Origin of the sequence: Mesorhizobium sp. 2RAF45 (assembly GCF_052115225.1) — a bacterium.
GTDB lineage: Bacteria > Pseudomonadota > Alphaproteobacteria > Rhizobiales > Rhizobiaceae > Mesorhizobium > Mesorhizobium jarvisii.
In genome coordinates, this window is the sequence record NZ_JBFRGG010000002.1 from 472,389 (window position 1) to 487,923 (window position 15,535).

General features: G+C 63.9%; 12 protein-coding genes. 7 read left to right on the forward strand and 5 right to left on the reverse strand.

Going from position 1 to position 15,535, the window contains the following annotated elements:
* Window positions 1-12 precede the first annotated feature (12 nt).
* From AB4Z43_RS07210 to AB4Z43_RS07230, 5 genes are all read right to left on the reverse strand, one after another.
* The gene (locus AB4Z43_RS07210) at window positions 13-573 is read right to left on the reverse strand and encodes an invasion associated locus B family protein (RefSeq protein WP_019860888.1); all 561 of its coding nucleotides are present in this window, start codon (window positions 571-573) and stop codon (window positions 13-15) included.
* A 7-nt stretch (window positions 574-580) separates the two neighbouring features.
* Complete coding sequence (locus AB4Z43_RS07215) at window positions 581-5,455, reverse strand: beta strand repeat-containing protein (RefSeq protein ID WP_441936678.1); 4,875 nt, start codon at window positions 5,453-5,455, stop codon at window positions 581-583.
* Window positions 5,456-5,652: 197 nt separating this feature from the next.
* Window positions 5,653-6,171, reverse strand: a complete 519-nt coding sequence (locus AB4Z43_RS07220) for a helix-turn-helix domain-containing protein (RefSeq protein WP_019860890.1) — start codon at window positions 6,169-6,171, stop codon at window positions 5,653-5,655.
* A gap of 194 nt (window positions 6,172-6,365) precedes the next feature.
* The gene (locus AB4Z43_RS07225; RefSeq protein WP_027047349.1) at window positions 6,366-7,301 is read right to left on the reverse strand and encodes a helix-turn-helix domain-containing protein; all 936 of its coding nucleotides are present in this window, start codon (window positions 7,299-7,301) and stop codon (window positions 6,366-6,368) included.
* A 318-nt stretch (window positions 7,302-7,619) separates the two neighbouring features.
* Window positions 7,620-7,814, reverse strand: a complete 195-nt coding sequence (locus tag AB4Z43_RS07230; RefSeq protein WP_069093026.1) for a hypothetical protein — start codon at window positions 7,812-7,814, stop codon at window positions 7,620-7,622.
* A gap of 304 nt (window positions 7,815-8,118) precedes the next feature.
* On the opposite strand from AB4Z43_RS07230, the gene AB4Z43_RS07235 reads away from it, so the two are divergent.
* The 7 genes from AB4Z43_RS07235 to ntrB all read left to right on the forward strand — a co-directional run bounded on the left by AB4Z43_RS07235 (window position 8,119) and on the right by ntrB (window position 15,526).
* On the forward strand, window positions 8,119-9,582 hold the full coding sequence (locus tag AB4Z43_RS07235) for a phospholipase D-like domain-containing protein (protein WP_441936681.1): 1,464 nt from the start codon (window positions 8,119-8,121) through the stop codon (window positions 9,580-9,582).
* A gap of 119 nt (window positions 9,583-9,701) precedes the next feature.
* Window positions 9,702-10,502, forward strand: a complete 801-nt coding sequence (locus AB4Z43_RS07240; protein WP_027047350.1) for an endonuclease/exonuclease/phosphatase family protein — start codon at window positions 9,702-9,704, stop codon at window positions 10,500-10,502.
* A gap of 100 nt (window positions 10,503-10,602) precedes the next feature.
* Window positions 10,603-10,932: a hypothetical protein gene (locus AB4Z43_RS07245; RefSeq protein WP_038649225.1), complete on the forward strand. Its 330-nt coding sequence runs from the start codon at window positions 10,603-10,605 to the stop codon at window positions 10,930-10,932.
* 137 nt (window positions 10,933-11,069) lie between these two features.
* Window positions 11,070-11,672, forward strand: a complete 603-nt coding sequence (locus AB4Z43_RS07250; protein ID WP_027047351.1) for an ANTAR domain-containing response regulator — start codon at window positions 11,070-11,072, stop codon at window positions 11,670-11,672.
* On the forward strand, window positions 11,669-12,907 hold the full coding sequence (locus AB4Z43_RS07255) for a CmpA/NrtA family ABC transporter substrate-binding protein (protein ID WP_441936684.1): 1,239 nt from the start codon (window positions 11,669-11,671) through the stop codon (window positions 12,905-12,907). The genes AB4Z43_RS07250 and AB4Z43_RS07255 overlap by 4 nt, the downstream gene beginning before the upstream one ends.
* Before the next feature lie 327 nt (window positions 12,908-13,234).
* Window positions 13,235-14,563: a CmpA/NrtA family ABC transporter substrate-binding protein gene (locus AB4Z43_RS07260; protein WP_441936686.1), complete on the forward strand. Its 1,329-nt coding sequence runs from the start codon at window positions 13,235-13,237 to the stop codon at window positions 14,561-14,563.
* 66 nt (window positions 14,564-14,629) lie between these two features.
* A complete protein-coding gene (gene ntrB / locus AB4Z43_RS07265; protein ID WP_441936687.1) occupies window positions 14,630-15,526 on the forward strand; it encodes a nitrate ABC transporter permease in 897 nt (298 codons plus the stop codon).
* The last annotated feature ends 9 nt before the right edge of the window (window positions 15,527-15,535 follow it).

Consider the following 15,535-nt stretch of genomic DNA (forward strand, 5'->3'; position numbering starts at 1 on the left):
GTGCTGCCCCGGTCATTTGAGTGGCGAAAGGGCTGCCGTCAGCCCCTTGAGTGTTGCTGCGGTCACGGTGATCGTCTTGCCGTCGACGGTCGGATAGGAAATCGCCGGCGTGGCGTTCTGCGATATCTGCTGGCGCATGACGGGGCCGACCGGCAGCATGCCGACGCAGACCACTTCATTGCAGCCGTTCAGGTGGACGTCGATCGCCTGGTCCCGCCCGTCGAACTTCAGCGACACCAGGCCGTCGCTCCTGGCGTTCGGCGCGGTGCGGACGATCATGTAGGGCTTGCCGTCCTGCGTAGCGGCCAGCGACCAGCTGAAGGCCATGTTGCCCGAGGAGTCCTCGATCACCTGCGAGACATTGCAGACCTTCTTGCGCGCCTTGAGGTTCTCGTCGCAGATCAGCGTCCAGTTTTCGAAGGGACGGATCGTGCGCTGATAGGTTCCCAGTTTCACGTCGGGCGGCAGCACCACATCCGAAGGCTTGATCCTGTAGGGCGACGCAACCTGCCCCGCGGCCGGCGCGAGGCCGCCGCAGAGCGCCAGGCAAGTCAGTACGACAAGTCCTTTCATTCCTGCCTCAGTTCAAGGTGAAGCTGATGCCGGCGCCGACGCCGACATGACCGCCAGCGGCCGTGCCCGACACGTTGCCGCGGATGCGGCCGTCCTCGCTCGTGTAGCCCGCACCGAAGGCCAAGGCGCTCGAATCCCGCCAGAAGCCGCCGCCGGCCGCGACGCTCAGCTTGCCGGGACGGTCGTCGTAGCGCAGCGAGGCAGCCGCAAGGCCGATCGCCGCCGCCTGGCGGGCTTCGTCGCGTATGCCGCCCAAGTCGCTGTTGAGCTGGCTGAGCTTCTGGTCGGTATAGTTGTTGGCCTGCTGCAAGGTCGTGGCGGCCACCTTGTCTGTGTAGCTGTTGGACGTGTTGATGGCGTAATCGACACGGTTGTTCATCTGGGTGACGTTGACCGCATCGGTGCCGGCAACACCCGGGCCGACATTGGAGATGACCACCGGCGCGTTGACGTCGCCACCCTGCAGCGTGATGCTGTTCTTCTTGCTGCCGTCCGGATTGGTGTCATAGGTGACGGCATTCTGGGTGAGCGATCCAAGGCCCGATTTCAAATCCTCGACCGCCGTGTTGGTGGCGTAGAGCTGCGAGCCGTTTATCGCGTCGGTGCTGCCGGCGTTGACCCGTCCGGCGGCGACATTGGTGATCGTGCGCGCGGCGCCTGCGTCGCCGACGCTGACGGTCCCGATCGGGGTGGTGCCAGCGAAGGCGTAGGTCTTGCCGTTGATGACGGTGCTGGAGGTGCCGACCGCGGTCTGCGTCACCGAGCCCGAACCCAACGCCACGTCATTGGCGTTGTTGGCTTTGGCGCCCTGGCCGAGCGCCACCGCGCCTTGGCCCGTGGCCGTCGAGCCATTGCCGGCGGCAAGGCTGTTGGTGCCGCTGGCCACGCTGGCCGGCCCTATCGCCACGCTGTCTGTGCCGCTGGCGGTGGAGTCGGCCAGCGTCGAATTGGCGTGGAAATACTTGATGCCGCCGCCATTGCTGATGTTGGTCAGCGCGTTGTTGACGGCCGTGAACCCCTCATAGACGGTCGAGTAAGTGTTGCCCTGGATGGTATAGGTCGGTCCGGTGATAGACCCGTCGGGATTGACCGTGGTGCTGCCGCCGAACAGATTGGCGACGTTTTGCGACACGCCCTTAAGCTGGGAGACGTTGACCGCATCGGTATTGGCCGAGCCCGCCGCGACATTGGTGAGCTTGCGTTCGGCTCCCGCGGCGCCGATCGACACTTCGCCGAACGAGGTCTGTGGGGCGGTGAGTGCAAAGGCCGTGTAGCCGGCCTGGGCGCCGACCGTGGTGATGGACTGCGAGCCCAGCGCGACGCTGTTGATGAAGGTGCTTTGGGCGCCGGCGCCAAACGCCACCGACTGGATGCCGGACGCCAGCGAATTGGTGCCGAGGGCCAGTCCGTCGGCCAGCATGACATGGGCGTTCTGGCCGATGGCCGTGCCGCCCGGTGCTGTCTGGTCGACAATGGCGCCGTTGCCGATGCCGACGCCATTGTCGCCGTTGACGACCGTCGTCGGGCCGACAGCGACCGACTCGGCACCCACCGCGAGCGAGTCGCCGGCCGCCGAATTGGCGTGGAAATACTTGGTCGACGTCGCCGAGACAGAGGCGATCACACCCTGCAGCTGGCGCACGGTGACGGCATCCTGCGCCTGCGTGCCGTCAGCCACATTGGTGATCTGGCGGTAGGACGTGGCGGTGCCGACCGACACGGCGCCGAGCAGCGTCTTGTCGGTGGTGTTGTACTGGATGAAGTTGGAAGGACCGGCCGCGATCTGGCCGGTTGCGGGCGCCACGGCCCGGTCGGACACGGAACCCGAACCAAGCGCCACGCTGCCGTCAATGCTGGCCAGTGTGTCGCGGCCGAGCGCCAGCCCGCTGACTCCGGTCGCGGTCGCCTGGTAGCCGACGGCGGTGGAGCCTACCCCTTGCGCGAAGGAATCGGTTTGCGCCAGCCCGGCCTCGTTGGTGCGGGCGTAGCGGATGCCTATGCCATTGGCGTCGGTATAGGCGGTCGAGGTGTCGCCGGCGATGTTGTTGATCGTGTTGCCAAGATTGGTGACACCACTGCCGATATTGGCGATGGCTGTGGTGTTGGCGGTCACCTGCTGGTTGGTGGCGAAGAGCTGCGAGCCGTTGACCGCGTCGGTCGAGCCGCCATTCAACTGTCCGGCCGCGACGTTCTGGATCTGACGCTCGGCGCCGGCCGACCCGACCGAGAAGGCGCCCGCCGGCGTGCCGCCGGCGAAGGTGTAGTTCACGCCGCCGATCGTGGCTCCGCCGACATTGGTCGTTGCTCCTGACGTCGAATTCAGGCCGATCGCGACGTCACCAGCATTGTTGGCCACGGCGTTGGGTCCGACAGCGACGGAATTCGTTCCAAGGGCCTGGGAATCCGGCAGGGCCGAATTGGCGTGGAAATACTTGATGCCGCCGCCGACATTGATGTTGTTGAGCGTGGTGCCGATGGCATCGACCGCCTGGTTGGTGGCGAAGAGCTGCGAGCCGTTGACCGCATCGGTCGAGGACCCGCTGATCCGCCCCGCCGCCAGATTGGTGAGCGTGCGCTCCGCACCCGGCGCGCCGATGCTGACCGTCGAGGTCGGATTGATGCCCTGGAAGGCATAGGTCGTGCCGTTGATCACGGCATTGGGCGTGCCCACCGCTGCGACGGTCACCGAGCCAGAGCCAAGCGCCACATCGCCGGAGCTCGCAGCAGCCGTCGCGCCATTGCCCAGCGCGACATTGCCCGCAAGGCCGGCAGCACCAGCAGTCGAGCCATTGCCCAGGGCAACGGAGCCCTGCCCGATCGCCTTGTTGTTGTTGCCGATGGCGACAGCGCCCGCCGCCATATTGGCCGCGGTGGCGCTCGCCGTGCCATCGCTGTTGGCGATGTTGTTGGCGCCGCCGGTAAAGGCGCCGGTACCGCTGGCATAACTCGGATCGCCGATTGCGACTGCGCCGTCGCCAAAGGCTGTGTTGCCGGCGCCGATGGCCACGGCCTTGCCGCCATCGGTAGTCGCGCCCGTGCCGATGGCGACGGAGTCGGCGGAGAGCGCGGCGGACTGTAGACCGACAGCGATGGCGTTGGTTGCCGTCGCCTGGCTGTCGCGCCCCATTGCAATGGCGTCGTCCTCAGACGCCGTCACGTCCGTGCCGATGCCGATGGCGTTGTCTCCACTGGCGCTCGTTGCAAAAGTGCTTGAGCCGACATAGACGGCGCCTATCCCGGTCGCCCTCGTCCCAGCGCCGAGAGAGATGGAGTTCACGGCGCTGCTTTGGGCGCCGCGGCCGAGTGCGGTACTGTTGAGTCCGGTGGCGCGGGCTTCACGTCCGACGGCAGTGGAATTGTCGGCGCTGGCTACGGTTCCGATGCCGAGAGCGGTGCTGTCGAGTCCGCCGGCGTTGGCGCTGACGCCGGCAGCGAGGGAATTGTCTCCTGTGGCATTCGCGCCGGACCCGAACGAGGAGGCGTTCGCGCCGCTGGCGACGGCGACGTTGCCAACCGCTGTGCTGGCGGTGCCACTCGCAATTGAGGTGGTGCCTATGGCGATGGCGTCTTGCGCGCTCGCATTGGCCTGCTTGCCGATCGCCGTGCCGTCTACGCCGCCCGCAGTGGCGCCCAATCCCAGCGCACTTGCGTTCGCAGCGGTCGCCGCGGCGTTGTTGCCGAGTGCGGTGGCGGACACGCCCGTGGCCTGGGCTCCTGAGCCCGCCGCGACGGAGCCTACTCCGCTCGACACGGCCGAATTGCCGAGCGCCAGCGCGAAGTTGCCCGAAGCATTGGCGACGTTGCCGAGAGCTTGCGAGTTCAACCCTCCGGCGCTGGCCTGGTTGCCAACCGAAACGGCATTCGTCCCGGCGGCTTTGGCCAGGTAACCCATCGCCGTGGTCCCGACACCGGAGGCGGCCGCCCCGTTACCGATTGCCGTGGACTGGTTCGCCGACGCTGTGGCGGAGGTTCCGAACGCGCTGGACCCGGTCCCGGTCGCGGATGCGCTCGAGCCTACCGCGGCCGACCATGCCCCCGTTGCGGTTGAAGCTGTGCCGAGCGCGACGGCCTCGAACGTGAAGCCGGCAGGAGCGGTGCCGCTTGCATTGGCATTCGTGCCGATGGAAACGGGAGAACCGCCGCCCGCTCCAGCGTTTGCCTTGGCGCCGACGCCCATGGCTATGGCTGAACCGTTTGCCGATGAGGCGTTGGAGGACAATCCAATCGCCACCGAGGCGCCACCCGAAGCGCTGGCCGTTGAGCCGAGGGCGACGGCGTTCGCCCCATTTGCGGTGCTGTTGACGCCAAAGGCTGATGCTCCATCCACGAGTGCGCGGGCGTTCCCGCCTACGGCAAGAGCATTGACGCCGGTCGCGTTCGCGAAGACACCTATGCCTATGGCGTTGAGGCCATTGGCACCCATCGCATAGCCAATGGCGATCGAAGCATCGCCTGTAGCGGTGATACCGGTGCCCAACGCCACGCCGTTATTGCCATTCACGTGGGCGTTATTGCCAACGGCGGTTGAGGCGGCGCCGGGGGCGGTGTTGCCACAACCGATCGCTATGCTTTGCACCCCTGCTGAGGGGTTCGTGCAGTTCGCGGCGTTTGTCAGAACCCCGTTGCCAATGACAACTTGCGCGAGCGCCGCCTGCGGGATCATGATCCCCACCACAGCCCCGAGCGCCCCACCGGCGCCCAGCGCTCCCAGGCCCAGGCGCTTGCGGCGCATGCCGAGCACGCTATGCGCCATGCGCAGGACCGCCATCAGCCGGCGGCGAACCGAGCGAGAGCGGGGATCAGCCCCGGCAATCCAATGCCTGGCGAAATGCGCCGCGCGATGCTGAACAAACGAGCCACTCGAAATCTGATTGTCGGTCATGGTCCTCTCCGTTCGCCAGCCGCCAGGAAATGTCTGACAAATTCCAGCACTCGCAGAAAGCCACGATTCTGGTTTGCCGTATTTCAGGAAATTGCTGTTTTGTCAGAAAAACTGCGGCAACTTCGCGGGAGTTAACGGATAGTTACTTTAGTTCGTGCTTTAATAAGGCAAAGTAAAACAATCAAGCGATCAATATATCACCTAAGCTTCGAATTAAGCTTGCCGAAGCGGGCCTGCAATGGCGTCAATCGCCGGTATTTCTTCATTACGGTAGTAAAATGGCTCTGGCTCGAAAAGCCGCTCAAATGCGCGATATCGGCGATCGTCATGCCGCTTTCGGCAAGCAGCCGCTCAGCGAAGTCCAGCCGCAGATCAAGCACATATTGATGCGGCGGCACCCGGAACGTCCGGGAGAAAGCCCGCACGAAATGATAGGATGAAAGCCCGCAAACCGCCGCCATCTCTGCAAGCGCTATCTTGCGCGTAAAATTCTGATCCAGGAATTCCTGCACCTTGCGCGCGCTGTGGGCGGAAAGGCCGCCTTTCACGTTCAGCGCCGGCAGTCGCGCGGGACCGGGTCCGGACGCCGATCCCGGAGGGCCATCTTCAGACCGCATCTTTCGGTCCCTTGATATCTCGCAGATGCACTTCAACCCGAGACCGCCCTCCCCGTTCCCCCCAAAAACAGTTCGTGATTGATCGAGCTGTTGCTGCATTGTCGCTCCGGTTCATTCGATCAGTCCGGCCAGATGGCGAATAATGCACAGGCTCCATGCTATTTCGAATGACTCCGGTAATGCCTGGGGCATAGTCGTGACGGACGTATTTTGGAAAACTCCGGAAGCCGTGTAGGAAATTCCGGTCTTGGATTATCGGAGGGCAGGTGTTGCCACTTTGCCATCCCAGGCTTTCAGTTTCTGCCCGGCGCATATCCGGTCATGGTCGGTGTTCTGCCCCTGTATTTCTTCATGGTTGCGGCCAGATGAATCTGATCCGAAAACCCGGCGAGGTAGGCGATTTCGGCGATTGCTAGCTCGCCGTCAACGAGTAACTTTTCGGCGAAGTCCAGGCGCAGGTTGATCAGGTAGCGATGCGGCGGAATGCCGAACGTGCTGGCGAACCTTGCTATGAAATGATTGGAGGAAACCCCGGCGACCGACGCCAGTTCGGCGACCATGACCTTTCGCACGAAATTCTCGTCGAGGTACTCGCGCACGCGCCGAGCACCAGCGGCGGAGAGCCCGCCTTTGGCCGACGCCGCCGGCCGGCTGCGGCCGGTGTAGGTGCGCAGCAGATGGACGCCGAACACGGTGAGCAGCGAGTCCAGATAGAGATCGTTCGGCGGCAGCTTGCCGGTCAGCTCGGCGGTGATCATCTGGGGAATGGTGATCATCTGGGGAATATTGAGCGCCTTCAGGTCGACCTTGCCGAACGCAGGCGGTTCAAGTTCCACATCGGAACGATCGAATTCGTGCGCAGCCAACTCCGACAGTGCTTCGGGAGAGATGGAAACGACGGCGTTTTCCCTGGTCTGCGACCAGGTGAGGCTGCTGTCGACTCCAGCGGGATTGATGACAAGGCATCCGACCGGCGCATCGTATTCCGTGATCTTGTCGCTGCCGAGCGAGGCTCTGAATTTGCGTCCGGGCTTCAGCACGATGCCCGTGGAATGTTCCTTGGCCAGGAACGTCTGCGACCCGGGACCGCGGACGGAATGGATGACGCTGCCACGTGCGGTGGCTCTTCTGGGACCGGCACTTTCTGGAATGATGTCCAGGACATATCGGGCTACCCGATCGACGCCTCGGGAAACGCCGCTTTCCCGAGCTTCGCCCGCATTTTTCATTCGCGTCGCCTCAGCCGCCTTGCCGCCGCCTGAAATCCCCTTTGCCCGAACCCGGAACCAACGTAACGCAGGCGTCCCGGCTAGGGAAGAACTCCCATGCGCAAAGAAAAATTCTTATTCGCGAAAAGACAGAAAAAATGACCGACCGAAGAAGTTGACGAGCATTCCATTCCACGGGAACGGCAGGTGTTCGCCATGCCCGAGTTTCGTTTATCAGCCGTGGCGAGGCTTCCGAGAATCCATTGCTTCGTTTTTTTTGGCACCGAAATCGGCGGCTAGGCAAGATGGGGCGCCGAGCCAACAGGTCACGAGCGGCGGCTACGGATCACCGCGACGCTTCTCGTACAGATCCCAGGTGAGTTCGACAAAGGCCAGGAGGACATCGTCCCGATTCCAGCCGGCCGCGACCGCCGCCTGGACGATTTCCTGGACGAAAGGCAGCAACTGGCCCTGGCACTGGACCGACATTTCGGCATCCCCCACGGGAGGCCCCTTGAAGTTGAATCTCATCATTCGGCGCTCCCCCCGCCTCCAATTAAAGTGTTATACCGCTAATTTCGTTCCCCCTGATATACAACAGATGTGGTACCAAAGTACAGGAAGCCCTGGACGACCAGGACGATGCCGGACCAGGCCATCTCTATGCTTTCCCTCGCGTTAAGTTGGTTTTCCCAGGCGGGAGTTCAGAGGAACTTCATCGGTTCAAACTCTGCCTGGGACTAGATCTCCCCACCCAGGTCGCGACCGCCACCCGGCGAATGCGCGGCATGAACCGGCCGCATTGCCTTCTGCAACCGCTCGCTGGATAGTCCCGGCAATGTTCGAGACCATTGCGACTCATTGGACCCAAATCCTGGCGATCATCTCGGTGGTCATGGCGACCGTCGGCATTGCCCATGCCGTCATGACCAAGGAGGATGTGCGCGCAGCCACCGGCTGGGTCGGCGTGATGGTGCTGTCACCGATCCTCGGCGTGCTGATCTATGCCGTCGCCGGCATCAACCGCATCCGTCGCGCCACGATCACCGCGCAGCGCCCGCTTGCCGGCGACGCGGTATCCTCCAAGCATGAGCGCGACATCGCCGCAGAAGAAGCCTTGATCGTCGAGCGCTACGGTCAGCGCTTCACCGGCCTGCGGACGCTGGGCGACAGGGTGGCGCGGCGCGCGCTCAACCCGGGCAACGCCATCGACGTGCTGGAGACCGGCGACGAGGCCTATGCCGCCATGTGCGCGGCGATCGATGGCGCCGAGCGCAGCGTCCTGCTCGAGACCTATATTTTCGACAATGACGCCGTCGGCCTGCTTTTCGTCGAATCGCTGGCCGGTGCCGTCGTGCGCGGCGTTACCGTTCGCGTGCTGATCGACGCCGTCGGTGCCCGTTACTCCGTTCCCAGCATCCTCGGCCATCTGCGCCGCGCCAACATCCCCGCCGATGTCTTCAACGGCAATATCGTCATGGGCCTGCGCCTGCCCTACGCCAATCTCAGAACCCATCGGAAGATCCTGGTGGTCGACGGCACAATTGTCTTCACCGGCGGCATGAACATCCGCAAGGGATTTTCGGCTGAGTTCGCAGGCTCCAACAGCGCCAGGGACACGCATTTCAAGGTCACCGGACCTGTCGTCGCCGACCTGTTCTCGGTCGCTGCCGAAGACTGGCGCTTCGCCACCAACGAAGCGTTGAAGGGCGATGCCTGGCGAATTGCCCCGCTGTCGCCGGCCCCCGGCCAGCCGATGCTGGTGCGGGCGGTCGCATCCGGGCCGGATGCCAGCAACGAGACCAATCACAAGCTGCTGATCGGCGCCTTCTCGGTGGCGCGCAAGTCGATCCGTTTGATGTCGCCCTATTTCCTGCCGGACCGCGAACTGATAAGCGCCTTGATCACCGCCGCCCGGCGCGGCGTCGAGATCGATGTAGTGGTGCCGGCGGTCAACAATCTCTTCCTCGTCGACCGCGCCATGACCGCGCAATTCGACCAGATCCTGAAGAATTATTGCCGCATATGGCGCACGGAAGGCCCATTCGACCATTCCAAGCTGCTTTCGATCGACGGCGTGTGGGCCTATGTCGGCTCTTCCAACCTCGATGCCCGGTCGCTGCGGTTGAACTTCGAGATCGATCTGGAGGTCCTCGACGCAGGCTTTGCCCGCGAGATCGAAGCCCGGATCGGATCGGCGATCGAAGCGGCCGTTCCCGTCACGCTGGACTCCTTGCGGGCTCGGCCATTCATCATCCGGCTGTTCGATCGTATTCTGTGGCTGGGATCGCCCTATCTCTAGAACCCCTGGCTTTAATAGAAAGACGTGTTTGCCGAATAGTTTGACGTCGGTCATGGAACATAGACGCAAAGGCTCTATTTGAGGTGTGTGGTGAGAGCGGCTGAAATGGCGAACATGTGATGCGGATGAGCGGGCGTAGCCTCCCGGCGAGCATGCTTTTGACCATTCGCGACAGGCGGATGCGCAAGGCAAACGCGGCTGCGCACAAGGCGACCGCCGCCACTGGAACGCTGGTCGCCTCCTACAACGTCCACAAATGCATCGGCGTCGATCGCAAGTTCGATCCAGAGCGCACCAGCCGCGTCATTCGCGAAATCGACCCCGACGTGATCGCGCTACAAGAGGCGGACAACCGTTTCGGCGACCGTGATGGCCTGCTGGATCTGCCTCGCCTCGAGCGGGAAACCGGCTTGGTGCCGGTGCCGATTTCGGCCACCGGCAAGGGCCATGGCTGGCACGGCAATGTCCTCCTGTTCAAGAAGGGCGTCGTCCGCGACGTGCATCAGATCAGGCTTCCGGGCCTGGAGCCGCGCGGTGCGGTGGTGGCGGAGATCGAATTGAACGGGAGCGAGACGCTGCGCATTATCGCCGCCCATCTCGGCCTGCTGCGCCATTCGCGCTCGCAGCAGGCCCGTGTCGTGCTCGATCTCATGAGCAGCCCGGACGAAAAGCCGACCTTGCTGCTTGGCGACCTCAATGAATGGCGGCTCGGCAACCGCTCGGCGCTCAACACGCTGCACGCGACGTTCGGGCCGCAGCCACCGGCGGTTCCCACCTTCCCCTCGAACCTGCCGCTTTTGGCGCTCGACAGGATCATGACCAACCGGCACGGGATGATCGCAGCCGTGGAAGCGCACGACACGCCGCTTTCGCGCGTCGCCTCCGACCATCTCCCGCTCACGGCCTTCGTTCGCCTGTAGAACCGACTTGTCGTCCCGGCTTCGAAAAGCGCCGCGATTCATTTTGGAACGCTAATTCTCTCCGCGAGTTGATACGCATTGAACCACAGGAGGACGAGACGTGAAAAAGCTATTTCTGGCTTCCATGGTGGCATTGGCCGCCACAGCCGCAGTCATTGCGCCGACACAAGCCGCAAGCGTGATTATCCAATCCGACGATGGCAACCAATATTCATCGGACGATCAGTCCGACAACGGCCAGATTGTCGTTCGCCGCCATCACCGGCAGAATTACGACAACCAGTATGGCGACGACCAGAACGTGCAGTATGATGGCAACTACAATGGCGACTATCGACGCCACCACCGCCATCACCGCTGCCATATCGAACTGGTCAAGCACTGGCGCCACCACCACAAGGTGATCGAGCAGGTCCGCGTCTGCGGCTGATCTACCCATGAAATAAAAGCGCCGCGCCGTTTTCACAGGCGATCCAGCGGCAAGCGATAGTGCGGCATAGCCACGCTCCTTCAACCGACGTGCTATGCCGCATTGCACAATTTCTCGGCCTTGCCCACAATGCAGGCATGGTCCGATCCTCCCTAGCCGTCCTGGTGATCGATGAAAATCGCATCCGCGCCTCGATCATCGAGGCCGGCCTGCGCGAGGCCGGCCATCAGCTTGTCACTGTCATCCATGACGTGACCGGCATTGCCCGGCGGATTGCCGAGATCGAACCCGACGTCATCGTCATCGATCTCGAAAACCCCAACCGCGATATGCTCGAAAACATGTTCCAGCTGTCGCGCGCCGTGAAGCGCCCGATCGCCATGTTCGTCGACCGCTCCGACCAGGCCTCGATCGAGGCCGCGGTCGATGCCGGCGTGTCCGCCTATGTCGTTGACGGTCTGCGGCAAGAGCGCGTCAAGCCGATCCTCGACATGGCGGTGAGCCGCTTCAATGCCTTCTCGCGCATGGCGCGCGAACTGGAAGAGGCGCGCAGTGAACTTGAGGGCCGCAAGGTCATCGATCGCGCCAAGGGCATTCTGATGAAGTCGCGCGGCCTCTCCGAAGAGGCCGCCTACACGCTGCTGCGCAAGACGGCGATGAACCAGAACCGCAAGATCAGCGACATCGCCCAGAGCCTGGTGACGGCGGCCGGGCTGCTGGGGCCGGCGGAGGACGAATGAGCATGAGGCACCAGATCACCGCCGGCTTCATGCCGCTTTTCGACAGCGCCGTGCTGGTCGCCGCCAGCGAGCTTGGTTTCGTCGCCCGCGAAGGCATTGGGCTGACGCTGCACCGCGAAACCTCCTGGGCCAACATCCGCGACCGCATCGCCATCGGCCACTTCGATCTCGCGCATATGCTGGGGCCTATGCCGCTCGCCTGCAATCTCGGGCTGACGCCGCTCGCTTCCGAGACCATCGTGCCGTTCTCGCTCGGGCTCGGCGGCAATTGCGTCACCGTCTCCAACGCTGTCTGGGCCGGCATGGCGGCGCATGGTGCCGAAGCCGATCTCGATCCCGCGCGCGCGGGCGCGGCACTGCGCGCATTTATTCGCGATCGGGCGGTCGCGGGCCGCGAACCGCTGCGCTTTGCCGTCGTGCATCCGCATTCCGGGCACAATTACGAACTGCGCTACTGGCTGGCCGCTTGCGGCATCGACCCAGACCGCGAAATCGAGATCGTCATTGTGCCGCCGCCCTTCATGGCCGATGCGCTGGCCACCGGGCGCATCGACGGCTACTGCGTCGGCGAGCCCTGGAACAGCGCCGCGGTCGCCGCCGGCACCGGCCATATCGTCACCGTCAAGGCGCAGATATGGCGCAACAGCCCGGAGAAGGTGATCGGCGTGCGCAAGGCCTGGGCCGACGAGAATCCCGAGGCGCTGGCGGCGCTGCTGCGCGCGCTGCACCATTCGGCGCGCTGGTGCCAGGATCCGGCCAACCACGCCGAATTGGCCGCGGTGATGGCGCAGCCCGGCTTCCTCGGCCAGCCGCCGGCGGTGCAGATGCCGATCCTGACCGGCCATCTGCAATTGGGCGGCGGGGCGGAGCGAGATATCGACGACTTCTTCCTGCCTTTCGACAAGGCGGCGAACTTTCCGTGGAAGAGCCATGCGCTGTGGTTCTACACCCAGATGGTGCGCTGGGGACATGTCGCCCACACGCCCGGCAATCTCGCCATAGCGCGCGACTGCTACCGGCCCGACCTCTACCGCTCGGCGCTGAAGCCGCTTGGCGTTGCATTGCCCGGCGCCAATGCAAAGGTCGAGGGCGCGCTCAAGGTCGCAACCGCGGTCGGCGCGACCGGCGCCGGCCTGGTGCTCGGCCCGGACGGTTTTTTCGACGGGCAGATCTTCGATCCCGACGAGATCGACGCCTATATAGCGCGCCAGAAATCGGTCCGCACGGAAGCCTGATCATTTCCGCGCCATTCTTGTGCATTGCACAAAAATTGTGCGCGCAATGGTCCTAATGAACAATCTTTGGCCTGCTCGCCATATTGCCCGGCAGGCCGTCGACGGACATGAATCGCTGATTTCATTGATGTTTTTCCTTTCATCCGAAACTGGCACGGTTCCTGCATTGAAATAACCAGGCCCTTCATGGGTCACGGAACAGGCGTCCAATGGCGGGCGCCACAGGCAAAGCTGCCGCTCAGGTCAAAACGCGCTCCCGGTCTCTCGGGCGCGAAGACCTGGCCGGCGGCTTTTTTGTTTTGGAATCGCGTTCAACCGGAGACGACGATGAAGAAGACGATGAAGAACTGGATCGGGACGGGAACATCGCCAAAGGATGTGACGCGTCGCGATTTTCTGGTCAGCAGCGCCATGACGGTCGGCCTGTTCATGGCGGCCCGCAAGCTCTTTCCATCCGGCGCCTATGCCGCCACCGCCGCGCCGGAAGTCACCGGCGCCAAGCTCGGCTTCATCGCGCTGACCGATGCCGCACCCCTGATGATCGCCAAGGAGAAGGGCCTGTTCGCCAAATTCGGCATGCCCGATGTCGAGGTGCTGAAGCAGGCTTCCTGGGGCGCGACGCGCGACAATCTGATGCTTGGCGGTGCCGCAAACGGCATCGACGGCGCCCACATACTGACGCCGCTGCCTTATCTCATGCACACCGGCAAGGTGACGCAGAACAACCAGCCGCTGCCGATGGCGATCGTGGCGCGGCTCAACTACGACTGCCAGGGCATTTCGGTCGCCCAGGAATATGCCGGCACCGGCGTCGGTCTCGACGCCTCCAAGCTGAAGGACGCCTTCGCCGCCAAGAAGGCAGCCGGCAAGGAGGTCAAGGCCGCCATGACCTTCCCGGGCGGCACGCATGACCTCTGGCTGCGCTACTGGCTGGCCGCCGGCGGCATCGATCCCGACAAGGACGTCTCGACCATCGTCGTGCCGCCGCCGCAGATGGTGGCCAACATGAAGGTCGGCAACATGGACGTCTTCTGCGTCGGCGAGCCGTGGAACGAGCAGCTCGTCCACCAGGGCGTCGGCTTTACCGCCGCCACCACGGGCGAATTGTGGAAGGGTCATCCGGAAAAGGCGCTCGGTCTGCGCGCCGAATTCATCGAGAAGAACCCGAACGCCACCAAGGCGATCCTGATGGCCGTCATGGAAGCCCAGCAGTGGTGCGAGGCCAAGGAGAACAAGGACGAGATGGCCGCCATCATCGGCAAGCGGCAATGGATGAACGTGCCGGTCGCCGACATCCTCGGCCGCCTCAAGGGCGACATCAACTACGGCAATGGCCGCGTCGCCAACGGCACCGATTTCTACATGAAGTTCTGGAAGGGCGGCGTTTCCTACCCCTTCAAGAGCCATGATGCCTGGTTCCTCGCCGAGAACATCCGCTGGGGCAAATTCGCGCCGACCACGGACGTCAAGGCGCTGGTCGACCAGGTCAACCGCGAGGATCTGTGGCGCGAGGCGGCGAAGGATCTCGGGGTGGCGGCGGCCGACATTCCGGCCTCCACGTCGCGAGGCGTCGAGACCTTCTTCGACGGCAAGACCTTCGATCCGGCCAACCCGTCCGCCTATCTCGACAGCCTGAAGATCAAGGCGTCGGCTTGACCCAAGCGCAATGGCGCCTCTTGCGCCGTTGTCGCCCCTACCTGCCCCCAAGGAGCTTTCCAAAAGATGTCCATCCAAGCCATCGAGGACACCAAGGTGAAGGCGTTTCCCGCGCCGGCCAAACCGGCCGAGGTGATCGCCTTCGCCGCCAAGGCGCGGCGCCGCTTCGACCCGCTCGCCATCGCCGGCAAGCTGGCGAGCACGCTGGTGCCGCCCGTCATCGTCATCGCTCTGATGCTCGTCGTCTGGCAGGTCGCCTGCTCGTCGCCCACATCGAGCCTGCCGCCGCCGAGCCAGGTGTGGAACGAGGCCTACGATCTCATCGCGCATCCGTTCTTCGACAATGGCCCGCAGGACATCGGGCTGGCCTGGCGGGTGCTGATCTCGTTGCAGCGCGTCGCCATCGGCTTTGGCCTGGCGGCGATCGTCGGCGTCGCGCTCGGCGCGCTGGTCGGCCAGTCGATCTGGGCGATGCGCGGCCTCGATCCGGTGTTCCAGATCCTGCGCACCGTGCCGCCGCTCGCATGGCTGCCGCTGTCGCTGGCGGCGTTCCGCGATTCCAGCCCGTCGGCGCTGTTCGTCATCTTCATCACCTCAATCTGGCCGATCATCATCAACACCGCCGTCGGCGTGCGCAACATCCCGCAGGATTACCGCAACGTCGCGCGCATCCTGCGGCTCAACCCGTTCGAGTTCTTCGTCAAGATCATGGTGCCGGCCGCCGCGCCCTACATCTTCACCGGTCTGCGCATCGGCATCGGCCTGTCCTGGCTCGCCATCGTCGCCGCCGAAATGCTGACCGGCGGCGTCGGCATCGGCTTCTTCATCTGGGACGCGTGGAACTCATCGCGGCTGCCCGACATCATCGTCGCGCTCGCCTATATCGGCGTCACCGGCTTCTACCTCGACCGCCTGGTCGCCGGCGTCGGCGTCTTCGTCACCCGCGGCACAACGGCAAAGTGAGGACAGTGC

Bases quoted from the DNA above. Each gene is read 5' to 3' on its own strand.
- AB4Z43_RS07210 (WP_019860888.1), bottom strand. From the start codon at position 573: ATGAAAGGACTTGTCGTACTGACTTGCCTGGCGCTCTGCGGCGGCCTC.
- AB4Z43_RS07215 (WP_441936678.1), bottom strand. From the start codon at position 5,455: ATGACCGACAATCAGATTTCGAGTGGCTCGTTTGTTCAGCATCGCGCG.
- AB4Z43_RS07220 (WP_019860890.1), bottom strand. From the start codon at position 6,171: ATGCAGCAACAGCTCGATCAATCACGAACTGTTTTTGGGGGGAACGGG.
- AB4Z43_RS07225 (WP_027047349.1), bottom strand. From the start codon at position 7,301: ATGAAAAATGCGGGCGAAGCTCGGGAAAGCGGCGTTTCCCGAGGCGTC.
- AB4Z43_RS07230 (WP_069093026.1), bottom strand. From the start codon at position 7,814: ATGATGAGATTCAACTTCAAGGGGCCTCCCGTGGGGGATGCCGAAATG.
- AB4Z43_RS07235 (WP_441936681.1), top strand. From the start codon at position 8,119: ATGTTCGAGACCATTGCGACTCATTGGACCCAAATCCTGGCGATCATC.
- AB4Z43_RS07240 (WP_027047350.1), top strand. From the start codon at position 9,702: ATGCGGATGAGCGGGCGTAGCCTCCCGGCGAGCATGCTTTTGACCATT.
- AB4Z43_RS07250 (WP_027047351.1), top strand. From the start codon at position 11,070: ATGGTCCGATCCTCCCTAGCCGTCCTGGTGATCGATGAAAATCGCATC.
- AB4Z43_RS07255 (WP_441936684.1), top strand. From the start codon at position 11,669: ATGAGCATGAGGCACCAGATCACCGCCGGCTTCATGCCGCTTTTCGAC.
- AB4Z43_RS07260 (WP_441936686.1), top strand. From the start codon at position 13,235: ATGAAGAAGACGATGAAGAACTGGATCGGGACGGGAACATCGCCAAAG.
- ntrB (WP_441936687.1), top strand. From the start codon at position 14,630: ATGTCCATCCAAGCCATCGAGGACACCAAGGTGAAGGCGTTTCCCGCG.